This window comes from Candidatus Parakkermansia intestinigallinarum (assembly GCF_944389695.1).
Classification (GTDB): Bacteria; Verrucomicrobiota; Verrucomicrobiia; order Verrucomicrobiales; family Akkermansiaceae; genus Akkermansia; species Akkermansia intestinigallinarum.
On the sequence record NZ_CALXNG010000004.1, the window covers coordinates 20978 to 44781 of the forward strand.

Consider the following 23804-nt stretch of genomic DNA (forward strand, 5'->3'; position numbering starts at 1 on the left):
CGGGCAGCGGAGCGCCGGACGGCCGCCCGGCGGGTGCTTGGGCGGCCGTCCGGCGGGTGCTTGACGGGTGGCAGGGCAGCCGTCGGGAGGGTGGTAGGGCGGGTCGTCGGGCAACCGTTTGACGGGTCGCTGAGCGGGTGCTTGGGTGTCGGCTGACGGCTGCGAGCGGCGGCGGGCATCGCGAGGCGGTGCAGGGGATGAGTCTCTCTGATCGGCGGCGAAGCAGTCTTGATTTTTCCCGGTCAGCATATTTGACTTGATTTTTTCATCGGACTGTGGCATACATCTGCAAGTTTACACAGAACCATGCCCAAAGACACCTCCATCAAGAAGATTCTCGTCATCGGCTCGGGCCCCATCGTGATCGGCCAGGGCTGTGAGTTCGATTATTCCGGAAGTCAGGCCTGCAAAGCCCTGCGTGAGGAGGGTTACGAAGTTGTGCTCGTCAACTCCAATCCCGCCACCATCATGACGGATCCCGAGACGGCTCCCCGCACCTACATCGAGCCGATCACGCCGGAGTATGTCGAGAAAATCATCGCCCGCGAGAAGCCCGATGCCCTGCTGCCGACGCTGGGCGGCCAGACGGCTCTCAACTGCGCCATGGAGCTGCACCGCAAGGGCGTGCTCGCCCGCTACGGCGTCCGCATGATCGGCGCCAACGCCGATGCCATCGACAAGGGCGAAGACCGCCAGCGCTTCAAGGACGCCATGATCCGCATCGGGCTCGACGTGCCCGCCTCGGGCACCGCCCACAACATGACGGAGGCTTGGGAAGTGGCTCGCAACGTCATCGGCGGCTACCCGATGATCATCCGCCCGGCCTTCACGCTGGGCGGCACGGGCGGCGGCATCGCCTACAACAAAGCCGAGTTTGAGGAAATCGTGGCGCGCGGCCTCGATCTCTCTCCGGTGACCGAGGTGCTCATCGAAGAGTCGCTGCTGGGCTGGAAGGAGTTTGAGATGGAGGTGATGCGCGACCGCAAGGACAACTGCGTGGTGGTCTGCTCGATTGAAAACCTCGACCCCATGGGCGTGCACACCGGCGACTCCATCACCGTCGCACCCATTCAGACCCTCACCGATCGCGAATACCAGATCATGCGCGACGCCTCCTTCGCCGTCATCCGCGAAATCGGCGTCGAGACGGGTGGCAGCAACATTCAGTTCGCCCTCGACCCGAAGACCGGCCGCATGATCGTCATTGAGATGAACCCGCGCGTGAGCCGCTCCTCAGCCCTCGCCTCCAAGGCCACCGGCTTCCCGATCGCCAAGCTCGCCGCCAAACTCGCCGTCGGCTACACGCTCGACGAGCTCAAGAACGACATCACCCGCGAGACGCCCGCCTCCTTCGAGCCCTCGATCGACTACGTCGTCACGAAAGTGCCGCGCTTCACCTTCGAGAAGTTCAAGAAAGCCGACGAGCGCCTGACCACCTCGATGAAGTCGGTGGGAGAAGTCATGAGCATCGGCCGCACCTTCAAGGAGTCGCTCCAGAAGGCGCTCCGCTCGCTGGAGACCGGCCGCTGGGGCTTCGGCTTCGACGCCAAAGAGCCCAAGAACCCGACGCGCAACGAAATCTGCACCAAGCTCGCCGTGCCCAACGCCGAGCGCATCTTCTGGATTCAGACGGCATTCACCCACGGCTTCACGCTCGAAGAAGTGCAGGATCTCACCCAGATCGACCCCTGGTTCCTCGACCAGCTTCAGCAGCTCGCCGAGGCCGGCATGAAGCTCGCCGAGCTCGACCTGCGCGAGGCCAAGAAGCTGGGCTTCTCGGATCGCCAGATCGCTCTGGCTCGCGGCTGCAGCGAAGATGACGTGCGCGCCGAGCGCAAGGCCAAGGGCATCATCCCGACCTACCGCCTCGTCGACACCTGCGCGGCCGAGTTTGAAGCCTACACCCCCTACTACTACTCGACCTACGGCGACGAGAACGAAGCGCGCCCGAACGATCGCAAGAAGATCGTGATTCTCGGCGGAGGCCCGAACCGCATCGGCCAGGGCATCGAGTTCGACTACTGCTGCGTGCACGCCTCCTTCGCCCTCAAGGAGCTCGGCTACGAGACCATCATGGTCAACTCGAACCCCGAGACCGTTTCGACCGACTACGACACCTCGGACAAGCTCTACTTCGAGCCGCTGACGCTCGAGGACGTGCTCAACATCTGCGAGCAGGAGAAACCCGACGGCGTCATCGTGCAGTTCGGCGGCCAGACCCCGCTCAACCTCGCCGCCGCCCTGCAGGCGCACGGCGTGCCCATCATCGGCACCAGCCCGCGCTCGATCGAGCTGGCGGAAGACCGCAAATACTTCTCGGCCCTGCTGGATGAAATCGGCCTGAAACAGGCGGAAGCCGGCACCGCGACGAACGAGGAAGAGGCCGTGCAGGTCGCGCACCGCATCGGCTTCCCCGTGCTGGTGCGCCCGTCCTTCGTGCTCGGCGGCCGCGCCATGATGATCGTCTACGACGAGCAGGAGCTGCGCACCTACATGCGCGAAGCCGTCGACGCCTCGCCGGAGCGCCCCGTGCTCGTCGACCGCTTCCTGCAGCACGCGATGGAAATCGACGTCGACGTCATTGCCGACGGTGAAACCAGCGTCGTGGGCGCCATCATGCAGCACGTCGAACCCGCCGGCATTCACTCCGGCGACTCCGCCTGCATGATTCCGCCCAACCGCGTCTCGCCCGCGATGCACGCCGAAATGATGCGTGCCGCCAAAGAGCTCGCCGCGCGTCTCAACGTCAAGGGCCTCATGAACTGCCAGTTCGCCATCAAGGACGAGCAGCTCTACGTCATCGAAGTCAACCCGCGCGCCTCGCGCACCGTGCCCTTCGTCTCGAAGTCCATCGGCGTGCCGCTGGCCAAGCTCGCCGCCAAGGTCATGAGCGGCCTGACGCTCAAGCAGCTCGGCTTCACCAAAGAGGTCGTCCCGCCCTACTACACCGTCAAGGAAGCCGTCTTCCCCTGGAACCGCTTCCCGGGCATCGACGTCGTGCTCGGGCCGGAGATGCACTCGACGGGCGAAGTCATGGGCATTGATCGCGACCCGGAGATCGCCTACATGAAGAGCCAGATCTCGGCTTTCAACCCGCTGCCCGACAAGGGTCTCGTGTTCATCTCGGTCAACGACCGCGACAAGGAGATGGTCACGGAGATCGCGAGGGACATCGCCAGCGCCGGCTTCAGCATCTGCGCCACCAAGGGCACCATGCAGCACCTGCAGGCCCACGGCATCGGCTGCGAACGCGCCTACAAGGTGCTCGAAGGCCACCGCCCGCACATCGTCGACCGCATCAAAAACGGAGACATCGTCTTCGTCATCAACACCCCGGGCTCGCACGACGCGCGAGAGGACGAGGTGGCCATCCGCGCCGCCGCCGTCAACAACAACATCTCGTACTGCACCGACCTTTCGAGCGCGAAGGCCTGCGCCGCCGCCATCCTGCACAACAAGAACAAGGTGACGACGGTCTGCACCATCCAAGAATTCCACGCCACATCGGCCGCTGCGTCCTGCGGCTGACGCTGCGGCAGGGCTCGTCCTGCCGCGCGCGCCGCACAGGATTGGCACCGCGCCGCCGCCTGACAGGTTCAGGCGGCGGCGCCGTCGTTTCTCCGCGCGAGCGCCCGCAGGCACGCAGGCCGCAGTGAAGCCGCATGGGGCAGGGGGCTTGCGCGACTCTTTTGCCGCCTCCGCGCCCGATTCGGGAGAGAATCAGGAGCTGCGGCTTGACATGAAAAGCCGGATGCTTATAATACCCGCACTTTGTTTGTCCTGTCCAAGTGCTTTCGGCCCGTGCCGAGGCAGGGCGATGAGCTCAACAGCGCGATTTTCTCACCATGGCCTCTCCCTCCGTCCTACCCGATGCCTCCTACAGCACCAAAAACCGCATTGCCGCGGTGGACATCATGCGTATATTAGCGGCATTTGTCGTCATGTATGAGCATTTCATCAAGAGTGTTTTTTGGTTTCCGCACAAATGCGTCATGATGTCCATCGGGTTATGGGATGTGAGCAGTATTTTCTTTGTGCTTGCCGGCTTCTTTGCTTGCAGGCGCATTACCTGGCGCAAGGCGATCAACAATGCTTGGTGGTGTTTTGCGCCCTTCGTGTTGTGGAATCTCATCTATCTCGGGATCGACATCGTCGTCAACGGAGCTTACGTTGATTGGTCAAATCCGGCCCGCCTGTTCGGCGTCACCGGCATTCTGGCCCCGAGCGAATGGGGATGGGCCTCTTCTTCCGTTCCTGCCAACGGGCCGCTCTGGTTCATGAGAGATCTGGTATTGCTTTTCTTGTTATCACCCATACTTTGCAGGTATGCAACGTATCTGTTGCTGGCTATGGTGATGATCTCCCTCATGCCCGAAGCGGCGTACTGGTTTAGCCATGACTGCGGGGTCTTCTGTTCTCCCTACAGCCTGTCTCTGTTCTGCTTTGGTTGCTGGTTGGGAACGTTCGGCAAGGAGGAGCGGACGCGCATGTTGAAGTTTTATTCGCTGCCGCTCGTTGTGTTTTACATCATCTTGTGCATGGTCATCTTCTGGTATCGGGAGTATCTTCCCGCCATCACGAGAAAACCGCTGGTCGCTTCGATTATCGGCTTTGGTATTTTTTATCAGCTCTGCCGCATCATCGAAGTCCATCTGCCGCGCGTGGCCGATTTTGCGCTGCGCTATGCCCCGGTGACCTTCCTGACCTTCGCCACGCACATGATAGTTTACACCTCGCTGCCGGAGGTCCTGCGCCAATCCCTCATCTTCTGTCTCTGCCTGCCGCTGCTCATTTTTGCGGCGCTGGCGCTGCTCTTCACTTGGCTCAAGCCCGTGATGGTGCGCTCGGCGGCGGGGCGCTACCTGCTGCACCTCGTTGCCCACTACAAGGCTCGCCCCGACGACTTCGAGCAAGCATCCGGCGCCTCGGAACCCGCGGCCAAGCCGGGCATCTCAAAGCCGTAACACAAGTGTAACACAGCCGCTCTGCCCTCTCCGGCGTGCGCGGCGGATTGCGCCTCTCGACTGTCTGACACTCCGCCTGCGCCACGCCGTGCCGAATTTAACCCGGCTTGCGCTTTTAACCCCCTTTAAGCCCCGCTTGCGCTTTTAACCTCGGCTTGCGCTTGACAAAAGTGCCGCACTTTGTTACAAGCGCTCATCCCCGTTGCGGCCACTGTCGGCCTGACATCCGGACGGCGGGGAGCCAAGCGCAAGACGCCGCACACAGCCTGATTCACCCCCATCCTCGGCAGCATCATGAACAACCCGGTACCCATGCCCGACTTGTCCCACAGCACCAAAAACCGCATTGCCGCGGTGGACATCATGCGCATTCTGGCAGCCCTGGCGGTGATGTACGAACATCTGTACTTCTCGCTCGATTCACCCCTCATCGAAGAGCTGCGCTCCATTCCCGTTGAGATCTTCGGCCACATGAGCGGCATCTTCTTCGTGCTCGCAGGCTTCTTTGCCTGCCGGCGCATCAGCTGGCGCAAGGCGATCAACAACGCTTGGTGGTGCTTTGCGCCCTTTGTCCTCTGGAATCTCATCTTCATCGCCGTCGCTTGGTACAACGGCAACAGCTGCGTCATCGGCCACAGCCTTGCCGACCTCTTCGGCGTCACCCGCATCCTGCTGCCCGGCCTCTCTCTCGGCGATGCGCTCCCCTCGCACCCCGCCAACACGCCGCTGTGGTTCATGCGGGATCTCACGCTGCTCTTCCTGCTCTCGCCCCTGCTCTGCCGCGCCGCGAAGTATCTGGTGCCGCTCGCCGTCATGATGTCGCTGCTCCCCGTCTTTGAGCCCTACTTCCGCCCCGATTTCGAGGTCTTTTGTGCTCCCTACGCCATCACGCTCTTCTGCTTCGGCTGCTACTTGGGCTCCTTCGGCAAGGAAGCGCGTGCGCGCATGCTCAGCTTCAGCTCCCTGCCGCTGATTCTGCTCTACCTCGTCGTGACGGCCGTCGGTATCTATATCGGTTCGGAGTATTTGCCCCCGGAGGCGGCGGATCTCAAATCGAAACCCCTCATCGTGTCGCTCATCAGCTTCTGCATCTTCTACCAGCTCGCCCGCTACCTCGAACTGCGCCTCCCGGCGCTGGCTCGCTTCGCGCTGCTCTTTGCGCCCGTGACCTTCCTCACCTTCGCCACGCATGAAATCATCTACTGGTTCGGCGTGCCCGATTTGCTGGAGCAATCCGAGGTCTTTTTGCTCTGCCTGCCGCTGATTCTCTTCTCGCTGCTCGCCCTGCTCTTCGTCGGGCTGCGAAACCTTTGTGCCCCGCATGCTTGGGGGCGCTACCTGCTGCACCTCGTTGCCCACTACAAGGTGCGACCCGATGACCTCGGCATGCTCCCCCGACCGAGCGAAGCGCCCGGCGACGGCCTGCCCGTCGGCGCTGCCTGCCGCAGCCGCAGCAGCGCGGATTGAGGGAGCAGGCCGCCGCACCCGGCCGTTGCCGTCAGCCCGGCGGTGGCCCCTGAGGCGGCTCCCTCAGGCGGCTCAACCCCACTCTGAAGCGTCTCTTGAGGCGTACCCCTGCGGCGACCCGGCGGATGCGCCGGGAAGAAGCGCCGCCGCCCCGCGCCGTCCCGCGCGGGGCACCCGCCCCATCGGCTCGCGCGACCCTGTCCGCCCGCCCGGGGCGGCGTGATTCCGCCGCCGACTTTCGTCATCGCGGCGGTTGCGGCTTGCCAAAGCGGCGCAAGAGGACTATGCTGGCGGAGATGAAGCGTTTTCTTGCACTTGCACTAATCGTCTGCCTCTGCCTCGGGGCGCCGGCTCAAGCCTGGCAACAGGTCCATGAGAATGCACCCGAACCCGCGCGCGAATTCCGCGCCGCTTGGGTCGCCACCGTCTACAACCTCGACTGGCCCTCGCGCGCCGGACTTTCGGCGGCGCAGCAGAGGGCCGAACTGCTCAGCATCATCGAGCAGGCGCGCAAACTGCGGCTCAACGCCATCATCCTGCAAGTCCGCCCCAACGGCGACGCCCTTTACAACTCGCGCTACGAACCTTGGAGCGCCTGGCTCTCGGGCGCCGGCGTCAACCCCGGCTACGACCCGCTGGCCTTCGCCGTGGCTGAAGCGCACAAGCGCGGCATTGAAGTGCACGCCTGGTTTAACCCCTTCCGCGCGACCATCAGCGGGCGCCCCGTCGGGAAGGGCCACATCTCGCTCAAGCGGCGCGACCTGCTGCGCAAGGCCGGCAGCACCATGATTCTCGACCCCTCGTCCTCCGACGCCCGGCAGCACGTCCTGCGCGTCATCCTCGACGTCGTGCGCCGCTATGACATCGACGGCGTGCACCTCGACGACTACTTTTACCCCTACCCGCCCAACCACAACATCGCCGACGGCAAGACACCCGCCCAGCGCCGCGCCGCCATCAACAGCTTCGTCTCGACCCTCTACAGCGAAGTCAAAGACGCCAAACCCTGGGTGCGCGTCGGCATCAGCCCCTTCGGCATCTGGCAGCCCGGCTACCCGCGCGGCGTCGAAGCCCAAGTCAACGCCTACGAGCACCTCGCCTGCGACGCCCGTCTCTGGCTGCAAAAAGGCTGGGTCGACTACCTCTCGCCGCAGCTCTACTGGCGCATCTCGGGCAAGCAGAGCTTCACGGCGCTGATGCAGTGGTGGAGCAGCATCAACCCCGCCCGCCCCGTCTGGCCCGGCATCGCCTCCGTGCGCATCAAGAGCAAGGAGGACCCCGGCCGCACCGCTGCTGAAATCGGCGCACAGATCGCCGCCACGCGCAAACTGGCGCGGCAGAGCTCGGGCCAGCTCTTCTGGAGTTGGCGCTCTCTGGCCGGCAACCGCGGCGGCGTGCAGAGCGAGCTTGCGCGCTACTACACCGGCCTGGCCATACCGCCGGCCATGCCTTGGTGCGGCACGGCGCGCCCGGGTCGACCGTCCGTGGCGGCGCAGGACGCCCGCGGCGGCTGCCGCCTGAGCTGGCGCCCGGCTGACAGCAGCGCGCGCAAGTGGGTCATCCAGCTCGGCAGCCGCGGCCGCTGGTTCACTTACTGCGTGCTGCCCGGCAACGTCAAGAGCATCATGCTGCCGAGCGTCGTTTCCTCGCGCATCGACCGCATCGCCGTACGGCCCATGTCCGCCTGCGGCAACAGCGGCATCCCCGGCGTGCTCGCCCGCTGAAGCCGAAGCCCTCTCCAGCCCGCCCGAAGCGGCCGAAGGGCAGGGCCGCAGAGAAGCGCGGGCATCCGGCTCCGAGCGACAAGGACAGCCTCTCGGTAAAGACAGCCCCTCGGCACGAACAGCCCCTTGGTAAAGGCAGCCCCTCGGCGTCTCAGCGGCACCGAGGGGCTGTTCGTGTTGTCATCTGCCGTCTCCGGCTTGCGGGCACGAGCGGGACAGGGCTTCGCTCAGCCCTTCATACCGCTGATGCGGCCCTCGGCATCGACGCGGAAATCGCAGGCCGCCGGCTGCTTCGGCAAACCCGGCATACGCATGATATCGCCGCAGAGCGCCACGAGGAAACCCGCGCCGTTGGCAATCTCAAAATCGCGCACCGTCACCGTAAAGCCGCGCGGGCGCCCCATGAGCTTCGGGTTGTCCGAGAGCGAATTCTGCGTCTTGGCCATACAGACGGGCAGATGCGTCAGGCCGTTCTTCTCCAGCCGCGAGAGCGTCCTGAGCGCCTTGGGCGTCAGCACCACGTCATCGGCGCCGTACATGCAGCGCGCGATGCAGCGCATGCGCTCCTCGATGGGCATATCCAGCTCATAGAGGCAGCGGAAGGGCTCCGTCGGCTCCTCGAGACTCGCCAGCACCTCGCGCGCCAGCTCGCGAGAACCCTCGCCGCCGGCGCCGAACACATTGGCCACCGCGCAGCGCACACCCTGCTCGCGGCAGAACGCGCGCACCACGTCAAGCTCCTCCTCACTGTCGAAGGCCTCAAAGAGATTGATGGCCACCGTCACCGGGCGCCCGAAGAGGCGAGCCGCCTCGAGATGCGCCTCGAGATTCGGCAAACCGGCGCGCACCGCCTCCGGGTTCGCCGCAGCGAGATCCGCCGCCGCCACCCCGCCGTGCATCTTCAGCGCGCGGATCGTCGCGACAATCACCACCGCATCCGGCGCCAGACCGCTGCATCGGCACTTGATATCCAAAAACTTCTCCGCCCCCAAATCAAAGGCGAAGCCCGCCTCCGTCACCGCGTAATCGGCGCAGGCCAGCGCCATCTTCGTCGCGATAACCGAATTGCAACCGTGGGCGATATTGGCGAAAGGTCCGCCGTGCACAAAGGCCGGCACGCCCTCGAGGCTCTGCACGAGATTCGGGTTGATCGCCTCGCGCATGATGGCCAGCATCGCATCCGTCACGCCGAACTCGCGGGCGTAGACTGCCTCGTCATCGCGCGTGAAGCCCACCACGATATTGTCGAGGCGGCGGCGCAAATCCTCCGGATCCTCCGCCAAGCAGAAGCAGGCCATGATCTCAGAGGCCGGCGTGATATTGAATGCATCCTCGCGGGTGACTCCGTTGCGATCGAGCCCGATAATGATGTGGCGCAGCGAGCGATCATTCATATCCATCACGCGCTTCCAGGTCACCTTGTTCTGGTCGAGGCGCGTCGTGCCGTAAAACAGCGCATTGTCAATCACCGCCGCCAGCAGATTGTTCGCCGCCGTGATAGCCTGAAAATCACCGTTGAAACACAAATTGATGCTGTCGCCCGGCGTCAGACACGAGCGCCCGCCGCCCGACGCGCCGCCCTTGCGCCCGAAGACCGGACCCATCGACGGCTCGCGCAACGCGAGACACACGCTTTTGCCCTCAGCCTTCAGCCCCTGCGCCAAGCCGATCGACACCGTCGTCTTGCCCTCGCCGGCGGGCGTGGGCGTCAGCGCACTGACCAAAATCAAACGCCCCTTGAGCGGACGCTTGCGAAGAACCTTGAAACTCACCTTCGCCCTGTCGCGGCCGTAGGGAATCACATCCTGCTCATCCAGCCCGAGAGCTGCCGCCATCGTTGCGGTGAAACTGCGTACTGCCATGCGCCCCATGCTAGCACAGCCCGAGCCGCTTGGCAAACGCAAAGCGGCTCGGCCGTAGCCCGGCGTGACGCGTTTTTGAACTTGACAGAGGAAAAAACATTGTTATGATGGGCGACGTGCGGCGGCGTCGGCTCCTGCCCGCCTGCCTTCTTCGATACGACCACTCACCTCTCCATGGCCAAAACCGCCTCGACCTCCTTGATTTGCCGCGCCCTCATGCCCCTGCTGGGCAGTGTTCTGCTGCTCGGCTCCTGCAACCCGCCCCCGCCCGACTACCCGAGCACGAAGCTCGTGACGGAGCGGCGCAACACGCTCACCGACGACCTCATCGCCCTGTTGCCCGCCGATGAACAAAGCATCCCCGAGGCCCGCGCCGAGGCTCGCTGGCTGGCCGACACCGCCTACAAAGCCAGCGCCGGCATTGCTCGCGTCAACGACCTGTATCTTCCGGGGTGGATGGGCAACATCCTCGTCAACTGGGGCGTGAAAGAGCGCGGGCTCTGCTGGCACTACCAGCACGACCTCTTCCGCGAGTTGCGCCGCCGCCCGCTCCAATACTTCAAGCTCGGCTGCTGCGTGCGCGACCGCAGCGAAGGCTCCGAGCACAACTGCGTCTACATCGCCGCCAAGGGCAGCTTCTGGCCGGATGCCGTCATGCTCGATGCTTGGCGAAAAAACGGCCGCCTCACCGTCGACCATGCGAACACGCTCGATCTCACGCGCTGGAAGGACTTGCCCGAGACGACCGAACTGCTCACCTGGGCCTACCCCGAGGGGCACAAGGTGCCCACCGAATCTTGGCTGAGCGTGCGCATCAAGTACCAGAAGTACATGTACAACTTTGACCCGCGCGTCGTCTCGGCACCGCAGTACCTGCGCATGATTGAGAACATCCGGCGCGGGCAAATCGAGCACCCCGGCAAGCCGACCAATTACTGAACGCGCGCGCTCGGGCCGCACGAGCCGCACGAGCCGCACGAGCCGCTCGGAGCGCAAGGGCGCGGCGCGGCGCGGCGCGGTGAAAGCTGAGCCATGTCACTGATCCTCCCTCCTCTGTTGGCCTGCCTCTCGGTGCCGGCGAGTCTGGTGCCGCTGCAACAGCGAGTCGGCCCGCCCTCCGAACAATCACTTGAAAGCGACGAGAGCGTTGCCCGGCGCGAAGCCCTCGAAGCCGCCTTGCCGGCTCTGCTGCCGCCCGAAGAGCGCGAGCCGGAAGCCGCCCGCACCGAGGCCCGCCGACTGGCCGATACGGCCTTCCGCGCCTCGGCGGGCATCTCGCGCCTCAACGGCGTGTGCCTCTCCGGCTGGGCGGGCAATGTCCTCATCAACACCGGGCTGTATTCGCGCGGGCTCTGTTGGCACTATCAGCACGACCTCTTCCGCGAGCTTCGGCGCCTCAAACTCAGCTTTTATCGCCTCGGCTGCTGCGTGCGCGACAAGGGAAAATACAACGAGCACAACTGCGTCTACATTGCGGCAGCGGACACTCCGTGGCCACGGGCCGTCGTGCTTGACGCCCGGGCGCACAACGGGCGCCTCAGCTTCGAGCCCGATGCCCGCACCCTAGACGAAGAGCGCTGGCAGGATCAGCCGGAGCTCTGCAGCCTCTTGGGGGGAAGCTTTCCCGAAGAGCACGGCTACCCCTGCGAGTACTGGTTTTCCGTGCGAGGCCGAGACGGCGTTCAGGTTTCCTCTACCGATGAGAAGGCCGTCGGCAGCCGCCAGTACGAGCTCATGCAGAAGAACATCAAACGCGGGCGCCGCGAGCACCCCGGCAAGCTGACCAACTACTGAGGCGCTGCGCCGCCGCGCCGTGAAAAAGGAGTAAGGCGCGAATTTGGCTTGCCAAGAGCCGCTCGGTTTCTTAAAATCAGTACGTGCACCAGATTGTCTTCAATGATATCAGCGCGGCAGAAGTCTCTGCCATCCCCACCTTGGATCAGCTTGAGCTTATCTCGTCTTTCCAAGTTGACGAGAACACCCTCAGCCACATTACCGACGACGCACGCTTCGGCCTGGTCGAGCGCGACGGCCGCAAAATCTACCGATTCCGCTCCAAGGACTACCGCATCTATTTCACCGTGGAGGACGGCGACAAGGTCATCGTGCAGCGCGTCCTGCACGCCAATTCCCTCAAGGATTTCCTCTTCCGCTCGAGCATCGGCGGCTCCGAGGACCAGAAGCTCGGCGGTTCGCGTTCGTTCTGGAAGCTCATCGACGAAGGCGAGCACGCTCCGCGCCGCTGACGCTGCTCGGGCTGCGTGATTCTCCCCCTCCTTGTGAGTGATCGGCGCCGACGATGCGTACGGTGCGTGCGGGAGAAGGCGGAGCGGACGGGAGATGGCGAATCGAACGGAGCAGTCGGAGCGAAGGGAGAGAACCGGGCGGAAAAAAACCGAACGAAAAAACCGAACGAAAAAACCGAACGGAAAAACCGGGCGGCAAGATCGAACGGAAAAAAACCGGGCGGAGAAGAATCAGCGGAAAAGACATCGACGGAGAAAGGCGCATGGGCGGCATTCTGAGGCAGATGGCGGGCATTCCGGCGCGCGCGGCGGCCGTGGCGGGAGTCACGCTCGTGCAGCTGCTGCGCATGAGGATTTTTCTCGTCGTCGCGGCGCTGGCTCTGCTGATGCTGGGGCTGCAATTTCTGCCCTACCAAGAGGCCGTCTCCGTCGAGTACCAAGGCATCGACCAGCTGCAGCTGCTCAAGAGCACGGGGCTGGGTTGCATGCAGCTCTTCGGGCTCGTCTTCAGCGTCGCCGCCACCTCCCTGCTCATCCCGCGGGACAGCGAAGATCGCATCCTCTACACCATCCTCTGCAAGCCGGTGCCGCGCTTTGACTACCTGCTCGGCAAACTCGCGGGGGTGCTGCTGCTGCTCTTTCTCGTCTTTGCGCTGATGGACGGGCTGCTCTGCCTGCTCATCCACCTGCGCGAGGCTGCCTTCTGCGAGCGCATCAGCGCGGCGCTGACCGAGCGCGGCGCCGACCCGGCACAAATCAGCGACATCCTCGCCCGCGTGCACGAGGCCGCCGGCTACGGCGCCCTGCATCAGGGCATCATCGCCATGGCGCTGGGCACCGCCGTGCTCACCAGCCTCACCCTGCTCTTCTCCTGCTTCACCAGCGGCACCATCGTGAGCATGATTTTCGCCTTCGGAGCCTACTTCATCGGCTCCTTCCAGCAGCAGCTCTTCAGCCTCCTGCACGACGGCGGCACGGGCACGGGCCCTCTGCTGCGCTTGGCTCTCAACGCCTTGGTCGTCCTGCTGCCCGACTTCAGCATCTTCTGCCTCGGCGACGCCGCCGCGACGGGAAACGCCGCCGGCGCGGCGATGCTCGGACAGCTGGCCCTCATGGCCTGCGGCTACATGCTGCTGCATCTCTTCGTCGCCACCTGGATTTTCAACCGCAAAGAATTCTGACCCCGGCGGGCGGCGCGGCAAGACACCGCCGCTCCTGCCCGCTCCGCCCTTTCTGCCTTCATGGACTGGGAACTCATCCTCGCGCAAGCCCTCACGCTCGTCATCGTCTTTGACCCCCTCGGCAACGCCCCCTTCGTGCGCAGCCTGCTGCAGCAGGTGGAGCCCTCGCGGAGGCGTTTCGTGTTGTTGCGCGAGCTCTTCTTCGTGCTGCTGTTGCTGCTGGTCGTCTCCTGCGTCGGCAGCTACATCCTCGGCCTGCTGGGCATCAGCCTCAGTTCGCTGAACCTCACGGGCGGCATCATGCTCTTCCTCATCGCCATCGGGCTGGTCTTCCCCTCCGTCAACGTCATGGGCACGCACAGCGATGAGAGCGTGAGCTCCGAGCCCTTCATCGTGCCGCTCGTCGTGCCGCTCATCGTCGGGCCGGCGGCCATCTCCATCATCATGATGAAAGCCTCCATGTGCGTCACCGTCAACGACCACATCGAAGGCTTCATCTCGCTGGTGCTCGCCTGGCTGATCCAGAGCGTGATTCTCTACTTCTCGAACAGCATCCTCAACCGCATCGGCGACAAGGGCATCCTCTCGGTGACGCGCCTCATGGGCATGATCCTCGTGCTCATCGCCGTGCAAATGATTCTCAACGGCATCACCGATTACATCGAGCACCTCCGCGTGCCCGGTGCCGAACCCCTCGCCCCCGTGCCGACGGCCGCTCCCTTGCCCGATAACCCCGCAACCCCCGGCGCCGCATGAGTCCCGCACCCGACCGACCCGACTTTGCCGTCCCCTCGCCGGAGCTGCGGCCCGATGCGGCGGCCGAGACTGCCGTCCCCGCGCCGGAGAGCTGCCCTGTGGCGACCGAGCCCGCCCCGAGCGACACGGCCGCCTGCATGCGCCTCGCCCATCGCCTGATGCGCGGGAGGGGGCAAGCCCGCAACTACGAGCGCGCCGTCGAGCTCTTCGACGTCGCGGCGCGCGCGGGCGACACCGACGCGCTCTACCAGCTGGGCAAATGTTACCTCAAGGGCATCGGCTGCCTGCGCGACCCCGCCGGAGCCGTCGCCTGCTTCGAGCGAGCTGCCGAGCGCGGCCACGCCGCCGCCGCTCTGAAGCTCGGCGACTGCTTCGCCGAAGGACGCGGCGCGCCGCGCAGCAGCGAACTGGCCGCCTACTGGTACCGCCGCGCCGCCTACCTCGGCGAAAGCCGGGCGGGCGACGCCCTGCTGAAGCTCGGCCGCGCGCGTTGAAGCCGCTCGCGGCAAAGCCCTTCGGGCGCGGCCTCTCCCGCCCGAATAAAACTTGACAAGGGCAGGGTGCGCGAGTACGATTGCCGCGCCATGAAACTCATGCCCTGTCTTATTGCCCTTGTAAGCGGTGCCGCCGCCCTTTCGCTCAACTCCTGTCTGCTGGCCACGCAGGCCGCCGCCTCGGCCGGCAGCGCGGCTCTGGGAGAAATCGACCCCGCCCAGCTCTTTGAGAGCGACGCGCCGCGCAAGCTTTCGCGCGGGCAGGTCATCGAACTGAGCGGCAGCGAGCAAAACGAGGCCGACAGCAGCGTCAGCGCCTTCTCGCAGAGCATCACCTTCAACGGCAACATCGCCCAGACGCAGAACGGCGATCAGACCGTCCGCAGCACCTACAAGCGCTGCGATAAACAGCGCGCCACGCTCGAAGTGCTCACCATGCGCTACGGCAGGCGCGAGAGCAGCGCCGTCTATGAGCTCTATTTCGACGGCGCCGGCAAAGGCAGCTACACCATGAAGCGGCAGGATGCCTCCGGCAAGACGAGCGCCGCGGGCAGCGGCAGCTTCACCCTGCGCTGAGCCGCCGACCTGCCTGCGCCGCAACGCATGACTCCGGCTCTGCCCGACAACGCCACCGCGACCGCGTGACCCTCCGACAACTCATCACCGCTTGGCTGCAAAATCACATCCTCGGGGGCTGTACGAAGCTCGCCGTCGATGATGAGGCTCGCGCCCTGTTGCGCGGCTGGATGCTCGCCGAGCGCGGAGAAAAGCGGGGCGGCACCGCCGCTCGCGGCCGCGCGGAATCGCCACCGCCCGCCCCCGCCGCACAAGGGGAAGCGCAGGCGGGCGCACCCGGCACATTCGGCGCACCCGGAGCACCCGGCAGCGCCGCCACCCCGCCGCCTCCGGCAGCAGGCGGCGCCGTGCCGCCGGACGGCGCGATTGCCGCGCAGGCGCCGGACGACGAACTCACTCCCGCCGGGCTCCGTCGGCTCGCCATGCAAGACCCCGAGAGCCCGCCCGAGGTCGAGGAAGAGGACATCCCCTTCTTCCGCCCGGGCGGCAGCAGCGCCGAGGAGACTTGGGAGCTCACCGAGCGCCTCCTGCCCGTTTGGAAACCCCTGCAACAGCTCGGCACCCTGCGGCGCAAACCCGTCTTCGGCATCGGCAACCGCCGCGCGGACATCGTCTTCGTCGGCGATGCGCCGGGTTACGTCGACGAACAAAAGGGTGAACCCTTCGGCGGGGAAGCCGGTGAAAAACTCGACGGCATCCTGCGTGCCATGGGCCTGAGCCGCAGCGACGTCTACATCACCTACCTCGTCAAATTCCGCCCGGCCATGCCGCGGCAGACCATCAACACGCGCCCGCCCTCGACGCGTGAAATTCTCTATTCGCTCAGCGTCGTCGACCTCGAGCTCCGGCTCGTGCAGCCGAAAGTCATCGTGGCGCTGGGCGTCATTGCCGCGCGCGGGCTGTTGCAGCGCGGCAAACTGCCCTTGGCCGAATACCGAGAGCAGCCCGGCAGCTACCGAGGCATCCCCGTCATCGTCACGCACCACCCGAGTTACCTGCTGCGCACCGCCGACTTGGGCGAACGCCGCCACCTCTGGGAAGACATGCTGCGCGTCATGCAGATGGCGCAGCTGCCCATCAGCGACAAACAACGAGGATACTTTCTGCCCGCGCGGCGGGGGTGAAGCCCTCAGCCCTCCGGCTGCTGCGGAGGTTCCAATTGCTGCGACTCCGGCTGCTGCGACTCCGGCTGCTGCGAAGACTCCGGTCGCTTCTTGTAGCCGGTCAGCGGCACGCGCTTGCGCTTCTTGGTGAAGAAATCCGGATGCGCGGCAGCCCAAGCCTCGTAGAGATCGGGGCGGTTGGCTCGGGTGCGAGCCAGCGACTGCTCCAGCCTCCACTCGGCAATCGCGCGGTGATTGCCCGACAGGAAGACCGCCGGAACCTCCATACCGCGAAACACATTCGGCTTCGTGTAGGCCGGAGCCTCCAGCAAGCCGTCGGCGAAGGACTCATCCACCGAGCTGCGATCATCGCCGAGAGCGCCCGGCAGCAGGCGAGCCACCGCATCAATCACGACCACGGCGGCAATCGCCCCGTTGGTCAAAATATAATCGCCGATGGAGAGCTCGAGATCCACCAGCGTATCAATCACGCGCTGGTCGACCCCCTCGTAGTGGCCGCAGAGGATGATGTAGTGCGCGTCACCGCCCTCCATGCAGGGCGCGGCGAGCTCGCGGGCGACGGACTGGCGAAACACGCGCCCTTGGGGAGTCATCAGAATCACGCGCGTGTGCTCGCGGCGCAGTTGCTCAATGGCCTCAAAAATCGGCTCGCACTTCATCAGCATCCCCTGGCCGCCCCCGCAGAGGTAGTCATCGGTGCGGCGGTACTTATCGTGCGTCCAATCGCGCAGCTGGTGCGCGCGCACCGAAATCAAACCGTGATCGCTCGCCCGGCCCATAATGCTCTGCGAGAGCGGGCCGGTAATCATCTCGGGAAAAAGCGTCAAAACATCAATCTCAAGCATCAGCACCCTCCTTCGCCGTCATCAACAAGCTCATCATCAACCTCGCCCGGCCCGCGCACAGCTGCAGAGACCGCGCGCACGAGCCCACCCGCGCGCACCGCGCCGCGCATCGCCCCGCTCTCTGAAAGGGGTCGACGGCGGCGGTGCCGCGAGCGCAAGCATCAGGCGTTGGCGTTGTGGCGCAGCATACCCTCGATGTAAGCGTCGATGTTGCCGTCCATCACATCCTGGATATTGCCCGACTCCACACCCGTGCGAAGATCCTTCACCATCTGATAGGGCTGGAAGACGTAGGAGCGAATCTGGTTGCCCCAAGCAATATCGCCCTTCTCCGAGTACTGGCGGTCTGCCTCGGCGCGCTTGCGATCCTCCTCCAACTGAATGAGGCGCGCCTTGAGCATGCGCATAGCCTCCTCGCGGTTGCGGAGCTGCGAGCGCTGCGTCTGGCAGGCCACGATGATACCCGTGGGCAAGTGCGTCAGGCGCACGGCCGTCTCCACCTTGTTGACGTTCTGGCCGCCCTTGCCGCCCGAGCGGTAGGTGTCCATCTTCACATCGGCATCCTTCACCTCAATCTCGATATCGTCGGAAATATCGGGTGTCGCATCCAGCGAGCAGAACGACGTATGGCGCTTGCCGGCCGCATCAAAGGGACTCATGCGCACCAAGCGATGAATCCCGCGCTCATTCTTGAGGTAACCGTAGGCGTACTCACCCTCAATCTTGATGGTCACGGAGCGCACGCCGGCCTCATCGCCGTCGGTGCTCTCCATAATCTCGGTGGTGAAACCGTGGCGCTCGCAGTAGCGAAGATACATGCGCATGAGCATACTCGCCCAGTCGCAGGCCTCCGTACCGCCGGCGCCCGCGTGAATGGTGATGTAGCAACCGGCGCTGTCGTGCGGCCCGTTGAGCAGCGTGATGAGCTCAAACTCCTCGAGCTTCTTCACCCAAGCCTTGTACTCCGCATCGGCCTCGGGAGCCATCTCCGGCTCCTCGCGCGCCATCTCGATGGCGACGTCGACATCTTCAAGGCTCTTCTCCAGAGCGCGATACTGCTCCAAGCGGCGTTTGAGGGGGTTGATCTCATTCATCAGAGCGCGAGCCGCCGCCGGGTCATCCCAGAAATCGGGCGCGCTCATGCGCTCGTCGAGCTCGCGGACTTTCTTCTCAAGGCTTTCGAGGTCAAAGATAGCTCCCGAGCTCGGAAAGACGGCTGCGCATGGCGGCCGTGTCGAGCGCCGAGAGATCGATATTGGTCGTCTGGTTCTCCATACGGGAGAGGAGTATAGCGCCGGCGCGCCCCGCTGTCAACGTTATTTCGGTGCAGCGCACGGCGCCGTGCGTCTCGAGCCCCTCATCCCGTGCTCGTTCGGTGATTTTGTGCGGGTGGTGACGCCGTTTAGACTTCACGCGGGCGCAAAAAAACGCTATAGTTGCTGCGTGCCGATCTGTCCGAAATGTTTTGCCTCCATACACGTCGGAGCCTTGGATCAATGCCCTGCCTGCGGCTACAGTCTGCGGCGCGCGGATCGGCTCTTCGGGCGCGGGCGCGTCGAGTTTCCGCGCGTGCTCGACGCCGCCGGGGCTCTGACATGCGACCAGCGGCAAAACATGCTCGACTTCCTCGAGCGCATCGAGCGCAACATCAGCCCCGTCGCGCTCGGTATCTTCATCACGGACAAAGGGAGGCAGCAGGACTTCAGCTCGCTGGCCCACTGGATCCTCAACCACGCTCGCATTCACCAGCCCTCGTTCGGCAAGCGCGAGAAGATACACCCCGTTGAAAACGCCGAGATTCGCATGCGCGTGCCCGGCGAACCCGTCGGGCGCGAGCCCTCTCCCTTCCGGCAGATGCTGCGGGGCATCGGCAGCCTGTTTGCGGATCGCTTCAGCCCTCTGCCGCCGTCGGTGCGCCAGGAGTGGATGCTCTTGCTGGTGCTCGACGTGCAGCTTGAAGTCGCCTGCTTCAGCTGGGGCTACATGCTCGATCCCTACGTGGATCCCGACCGCATCAACACCTGCATCATCAAAGGGCAGCTGAGCTTCCGCGAGCGCGAGTTCGTCGTCGGCCTCAAGACCGTCATGCGCGCCGCCGTGAAGCAAATCGCGTCGCGCAGCCGCGGTATCACCCACAAGCTTCAGTGCAAATACGAGGCCTGGCCTCTGCTGCTCGGTGCCGGGCTGGCCTGTTGCCTCGCCGCCGAACCCGCGGCCGCCGCGCCCGCGCCTGCCCCCCGGACGCCGTCGTCGGCAGCGTCGGCGGGTGAAGACGTCGCCGTCGACCCGGAGAGTGAGGACGTGGCCGTCGATCCCGACAGCGAAGATATCGCCGTCGATCCCGACAGCGAAGACGTGGCCGTCGACCCCGACAGCGAGGATGTGGCGGTCGACCCCGACAGCGAAGACGTCGCTGTCGATCCCGACCTCGGTGAAAACACCCCCGCGCCCGATGCCTCCGCCTCACCGGGCGAGAAGGCGGCAACGGTAGATCCGCCCGCTGCCCCTCCGGCGGCTGCGGCGGGCGGCGATGACCTGCCGCCCGCATGGCGCGAAGAGGATTACCGCAGCCTCATGTCCGGCGAGCTGGCCGAGGGCTACACGACCCTGATTCCCGCGCGGCGCGTCGCCCCCGAGGCTCCGGAGCGCCGCCGACAGAGCGATGAGAGCGACCGCAGCGTGCCCGAGCGCTACGTGAGCGCCTACAACCGCCCCCCCGAGCACGGGCTCATTGACCCGCAGCAGCTCTTCAGCACCGTCGAGCAGGCCGACCTGCTCTACGTGCTCTCTCAAGTCAACACCCGGGCCAACTACCGCATCAACGTTGTCGTCTACAAGAGCGGGCAGAATCTCGGCCCGGGGCTCTCGGTCGCCAACCTCCTGCGAACCACCTCGCTGCCCTGCGAATACACCCTGTTGATCAGCTACCCGCTCGGCGCCCCCGCTGAGCTGGAGCTGGGCTTGCAGGAGTTGCGCGTCAGCGATGAAGAGAGACACCGCTGGCTGTTGGCCATGCGAGACGCGGCGGTGAACCGCGGCGGCGGTGTCGACGGGCTCATCGCCGCTATCCGCTCGCTGCAGCAATCCGTCGCGCCGATGGCTGCCGACCTCAAGCCCATCCGCGACGAACTCAACGAGAAGATGCCCATGATCGACCTGCCCATGAAGAACAAGGGCGAAGAAGAGCAGGCCGGAACCGGCAAGAAGTTCACCGCCTTTTTCACCGATGAGCAGAACCGCCCTCTGCTCATCACGCTCGGCTGTCTGGCGGCGGCCCTCGTCGTCACCGTGATGATCTACTGCCGGAGAAAGCGCCGCGGCGTGCTCATCGATTCGGAGCCCGACCGCCGTCTCGCCTCGCCCTACGGCGCGGGTGTCAGCCGCATCGTGCGCTACCTCCACGGCCGCGAGACTCCGCGAGAGACGCCTCCTTACTGAAGCGCCCGCCCGCTCTTGCCCGTCGGCGCTCCCGCTGTGGTGAAGCGCCCCGCGCCGATTCCGAAGGCGGTTCCCGACGCGTCGCTCTTGTCGTCGGCACCCCCGCGCCGCTCTTGCTGACAGCCTGCGCCCGGCGGCAGCAAAAATCCCCCCGTCGGCCTTGTGTTCCGGCGGGGGGATGAGCTCTTTTAGGTCTCGCTTTCGCTTCCGCAGCTCAGAGAGCCGCGGCGTCAGTGACGGTGGGGCGGCGGCAGGGGCTTGCCTTTGTGGGGCGGCGGCAGGGGCTTGCCCTTGTGGGGCGGCGGCAGGGGCTTGCCCTTGTGAGGCGGAGGTGCCGGCTTACCCTTGGGCGGAGGCGGAGGAAGCGGCCGGGCGTGGCGCCCGGGCGGCAGAATCCTGTAGCCGCGTGCGGCCGCATTGCGCTGGCACTTGCCGCACTCGGGCACGTAAAACTGATGCACCGGGCAGGAGCGGCTGCGAGCCGCCGCATTGCGCTGGCATTTGCCGCACTCGGGCACATAGAACTTATGCACGGGGCAGGAGTTGACGCCGGGGGGCGGCGGCAGGGGAGCCGCCTCGGCCGACGGGGCAAGCAGACTCGGAGCTGCGAGAGCCCCGGCCATCATCATCATCATCTTGAGGTAATGTTTCATCGTTTTGAATCGGGCTTGGTTGTTTCGTTGAACCCTTCGCTGGTGAGAACGCAGCTTCGTCTCGTATTCTACAGCTAAAAGTTCACAAAGTAAAACACTTTCTTTTCGTTATCTATCGCTGACTTTTTCCGTCCGAACAATAAGGACGCAAGCTCGCGGAGAGCTTGCGTCCCTTGCAGAGGATGTGACCTCGTCGAGCCGGAGGCGGCTCGTCTGTTTACTCAGGCCTGAGGAGCTTCGGGGGCCTGCGGAGCCTCAGGAGCCTCGGGGCGGGCACCACCCTGACGGCGCTCGGCGCGGCGCTCGGCACGCTCGGCCTTCATCGCCTCGCGCTCCTGATCATCGAGCTTGCCGTCGTCATTAGCGATCGAAATAGGCGGCGAGCTGCGCGAGCGCGCGGCTGCGGTGCGAAAGGCTGTTTTTCTCGGCGGCGGGCATGTCCGCGAAAGTCAGCTCATAGCCCTCGGGGATGAAAAGCGGGTCATAGCCGAAGCCGGCCGCGCCCGAAGGCGTGAGCGTGATGCGCCCCTCGACGCGACCCTCGAAGGCCGCCAGCTCGCGCCCGCCCTCCGAGAGGCTCATGGCGCAGACGAAACGCGCTGTGTACGGAGCCGCCTCGGGGCGCACCGCCAGCTCGTCGATCAGCTTGCGGTTGTTGGCGGCATCGTCGCCGTGCACCCCGGCGTAGCGCGCCGAATGAATGCCGGGAGCCCCGCCGAGCGCATCGACGCAGAGCCCCGAATCATCCGCCAGCACGAGACCCGGCAGACAGGACGAGATGCCGCAGGACTTCAGGCGGGCGTTCTCGGCGAAGCTCGATCCGTCTTCCTCAACCTCCGGCGCCTCGGGGAAGTCGGCCAGCGTCAGCACCTCGTAGCGCGGCGGCAGCATCGCCGCAATCTCCTGCGCCTTGTGGGCGTTGCGCGTGGCGATGATGAGGCGGATGCGTTCGGGGGCGTCAGGCATGGCGGCTTTCGGGGGTTTGGGGTTCGGCGCTGCCGGGTTCCTCATCGTGAATCCGCGACAGGGCGTGGTCCTTCTTCGGCATGTAGTGGCTCAGGTAGAGGCGCAGCACCACGAGGCTCAGAGCGACGGAGATGAGGTCGGAGACCGACTGCGAGAGCCAGATGCCGTCTTCGCCGAAGAGGCGCGGCAGGATAAACAGGCAGGGCAGCAGGCAGAGCAACTGGCGCGTCAGGCTCAGCAAGATACTCATAACGGGGCGCCCGATGGCTTGGAAGAAGTTACTGATGATGACCTGCACGCCCACCAGCGGGAAGAAGTACGAGAAGAGCACCACGCCCTTGGCTCCCAAGTCGATGAGCTTCGTGGCGTTGGCGTCCTGCTCCTTGGCGAAGAGCTCGAGGATTTCGCGCGGGAAGAGCTGAACGAGAGCGAAACCGATCGTCGAGATGACGAAGGCGGCAATGAGCGCGATGCGGAGCACGCGGCGAACGCGGGTAAATTTGCCCATGCCGAGGTTGTAGCCGGCAATGGGCTGCACGCCTTGGGCGATACCCAGCACAATCATGACGAAGAAGAAGAGCGTGCGGTTGACGGCGCCGAAGGCACCCACGCCCATATCGCCGTCGAACTCGAGAAAGAGGTGGTTGTAGACCACGGTGATGAGGCAGCCGCAGACGTTGAGCAGGCAGGGCGGCAGACCGACCGTGAGAATGCGGCGCACGATGCGCCCGTTGAGCTTGTAGATGCCGCGGCGGAAGTGCAGCAGGTTGCGGCTGTTGAAGTAGTGAAGCAGCACCCAGACGAGGCCGACGGCCTGCGCCGCAATCGTCGCCCAAGCGGCACCGGCGACTCCCATGTCAAAGACGCGCATGAAAATCGGTGCGGCCGCGAGGTTGACCACCATCGTGATGAGCAGGCTCATCATGGCTTTGCGCGGGTAGCCGCTGGCGCGCATCAGGTGGTTGAGGTTGAGGAAACAGGTGCTCACCGGGAAGCCCAGCATGATGACATACATGAAGTTGTAGGCCTCTTCCAGAGCCTCGCCCCGCGCTCCGAAAAAGGCGAGAATCTCATGCAGCCACGGCAGCGGTGCCCAGCCGACGAGCAGACCCGTGATGATGCCCAGCACCACGCAGTGCCCCAGCACGCGGAAGGCGCGCGGGTAGTCGTGCTGCCCGAGGGTAATGGATGCCGTCGCAGCCGTACCGAGGCCGACGAGCGTGCCGAAGGCAACCGTGAGGTTCATCACCGGGAAGATCAGTCCGAGAGCCGCCACGGCATAGGGGCTGCACCATTGACCGACGAAGATGGAGTCGATGATATTGTAGGCGGAAACGGCGGCAAGCCCGATAACTGCCGGCAGAGAATATTGCAGCAGCAGACGTCCGATGGGCTCCTTTTCGAGCTTTTTGAGCATCTGATCCTTGGCCATAGGCCCGGGAACATACCCCTCTTGTTTCAAATTGTCAAGTGTTGAGTCGCGCGAGGGTTCACTTCGCCGCGGGGGC

General features: G+C 64.9%; 18 protein-coding genes and 1 pseudogene. 13 read left to right on the forward strand and 6 right to left on the reverse strand.

All coding sequences use genetic code 11. From position 1 onward, the window contains the following. The first annotated feature begins 306 nt into the window (after positions 1-306). The 4 genes from carB to AC6UAL_RS01845 all read left to right on the forward strand — a co-directional run bounded on the left by carB (position 307) and on the right by AC6UAL_RS01845 (position 8155). Entirely contained in the window at positions 307-3528 is a 3222-nt protein-coding gene (gene carB / locus AC6UAL_RS01830; RefSeq protein WP_500681648.1) for a carbamoyl-phosphate synthase large subunit, read from the forward strand. 317 nt (positions 3529-3845) lie between these two features. Further along, positions 3846-4964, forward strand: coding sequence for an acyltransferase family protein (locus AC6UAL_RS01835; RefSeq protein ID WP_500681649.1), 1119 nt, complete (start codon positions 3846-3848; stop codon positions 4962-4964). A 294-nt stretch (positions 4965-5258) separates the two neighbouring features. Next, entirely contained in the window at positions 5259-6431 is a 1173-nt protein-coding gene (locus AC6UAL_RS01840; RefSeq protein WP_500681650.1) for an acyltransferase family protein, read from the forward strand. Between the two features lie 296 nt (positions 6432-6727). Next, positions 6728-8155 (forward strand): glycoside hydrolase family 10-like protein, encoded by a 1428-nt coding sequence (locus tag AC6UAL_RS01845; RefSeq protein WP_500681651.1) that lies wholly within the window; start codon positions 6728-6730, stop codon positions 8153-8155. Between the two features lie 227 nt (positions 8156-8382). Here AC6UAL_RS01845 and AC6UAL_RS01850 read toward each other — a convergent pair whose 3' ends face one another. After that, the gene (locus tag AC6UAL_RS01850) at positions 8383-10017 is read right to left on the reverse strand and encodes a formate--tetrahydrofolate ligase (RefSeq protein WP_500681652.1); all 1635 of its coding nucleotides are present in this window, start codon (positions 10015-10017) and stop codon (positions 8383-8385) included. Between the two features lie 174 nt (positions 10018-10191). On the opposite strand from AC6UAL_RS01850, the gene AC6UAL_RS01855 reads away from it, so the two are divergent. The 8 genes from AC6UAL_RS01855 (at position 10192) to AC6UAL_RS01890 (ending at position 16394) form a co-directional block, all read left to right on the forward strand. Further along, positions 10192-10956: a hypothetical protein gene (locus AC6UAL_RS01855; RefSeq protein WP_500681653.1), complete on the forward strand. Its 765-nt coding sequence runs from the start codon at positions 10192-10194 to the stop codon at positions 10954-10956. 93 nt (positions 10957-11049) lie between these two features. Next, positions 11050-11811 carry a hypothetical protein gene (locus tag AC6UAL_RS01860; RefSeq protein ID WP_500681654.1) on the forward strand — a complete coding sequence of 254 codons (762 nt, stop codon included), beginning with the start codon at positions 11050-11052 and terminating at the stop codon, positions 11809-11811. Between the two features lie 83 nt (positions 11812-11894). After that, positions 11895-12263: a type II toxin-antitoxin system RelE/ParE family toxin gene (locus tag AC6UAL_RS01865; RefSeq protein ID WP_500681655.1), complete on the forward strand. Its 369-nt coding sequence runs from the start codon at positions 11895-11897 to the stop codon at positions 12261-12263. Positions 12264-12526: 263 nt separating this feature from the next. Next, positions 12527-13444: a hypothetical protein gene (locus AC6UAL_RS01870; protein ID WP_500681656.1), complete on the forward strand. Its 918-nt coding sequence runs from the start codon at positions 12527-12529 to the stop codon at positions 13442-13444. 60 nt (positions 13445-13504) lie between these two features. After that, positions 13505-14200 (forward strand): MarC family protein, encoded by a 696-nt coding sequence (locus tag AC6UAL_RS01875; RefSeq protein ID WP_500681657.1) that lies wholly within the window; start codon positions 13505-13507, stop codon positions 14198-14200. Beyond that, on the forward strand, positions 14197-14694 hold the full coding sequence (locus AC6UAL_RS01880; RefSeq protein ID WP_500681658.1) for a tetratricopeptide repeat protein: 498 nt from the start codon (positions 14197-14199) through the stop codon (positions 14692-14694). The genes AC6UAL_RS01875 and AC6UAL_RS01880 overlap by 4 nt, the downstream gene beginning before the upstream one ends. A 90-nt stretch (positions 14695-14784) precedes the next feature. After that, positions 14785-15270, forward strand: a complete 486-nt coding sequence (locus AC6UAL_RS01885) for a hypothetical protein (protein ID WP_500681659.1) — start codon at positions 14785-14787, stop codon at positions 15268-15270. A 65-nt stretch (positions 15271-15335) separates the two neighbouring features. Beyond that, positions 15336-16394, forward strand: coding sequence for a uracil-DNA glycosylase (locus AC6UAL_RS01890; RefSeq protein ID WP_500681660.1), 1059 nt, complete (start codon positions 15336-15338; stop codon positions 16392-16394). A gap of 134 nt (positions 16395-16528) precedes the next feature. Here the strand turns inward: AC6UAL_RS01890 and trmD are convergent. Both trmD and prfB read right to left on the reverse strand, forming a co-directional pair. Continuing rightward, a pseudogene (gene trmD / locus AC6UAL_RS01895) lies at positions 16529-17239 on the reverse strand (tRNA (guanosine(37)-N1)-methyltransferase TrmD); the annotation flags it as partial. A 161-nt stretch (positions 17240-17400) separates the two neighbouring features. Further along, a protein-coding gene (gene prfB, locus AC6UAL_RS01900; RefSeq protein WP_500681661.1) for a peptide chain release factor 2 occupies positions 17401-18514 on the reverse strand; the annotation gives its coding sequence in 2 pieces (ribosomal slippage) (positions 17401-18426 and positions 18428-18514; 1113 coding nt in all). A 168-nt stretch (positions 18515-18682) separates the two neighbouring features. On the opposite strand from prfB, the gene AC6UAL_RS01905 reads away from it, so the two are divergent. Further along, positions 18683-20677 carry a hypothetical protein gene (locus AC6UAL_RS01905; RefSeq protein ID WP_500681662.1) on the forward strand — a complete coding sequence of 665 codons (1995 nt, stop codon included), beginning with the start codon at positions 18683-18685 and terminating at the stop codon, positions 20675-20677. Between the two features lie 230 nt (positions 20678-20907). Here the strand turns inward: AC6UAL_RS01905 and AC6UAL_RS01910 are convergent, their stop codons facing one another. From AC6UAL_RS01910 to AC6UAL_RS01920, 3 genes are all read right to left on the reverse strand, one after another. Beyond that, positions 20908-21330, reverse strand: a complete 423-nt coding sequence (locus AC6UAL_RS01910; RefSeq protein ID WP_500681663.1) for a hypothetical protein — start codon at positions 21328-21330, stop codon at positions 20908-20910. A gap of 360 nt (positions 21331-21690) precedes the next feature. Continuing rightward, on the reverse strand, positions 21691-22296 hold the full coding sequence (gene rdgB / locus AC6UAL_RS01915) for an RdgB/HAM1 family non-canonical purine NTP pyrophosphatase (protein WP_500681664.1): 606 nt from the start codon (positions 22294-22296) through the stop codon (positions 21691-21693). Next, a complete protein-coding gene (locus AC6UAL_RS01920) occupies positions 22289-23728 on the reverse strand; it encodes an MATE family efflux transporter (RefSeq protein WP_500681665.1) in 1440 nt (479 codons plus the stop codon). The genes rdgB and AC6UAL_RS01920 overlap by 8 nt, the downstream gene beginning before the upstream one ends. Positions 23729-23804: the final 76 nt, after the last annotated feature.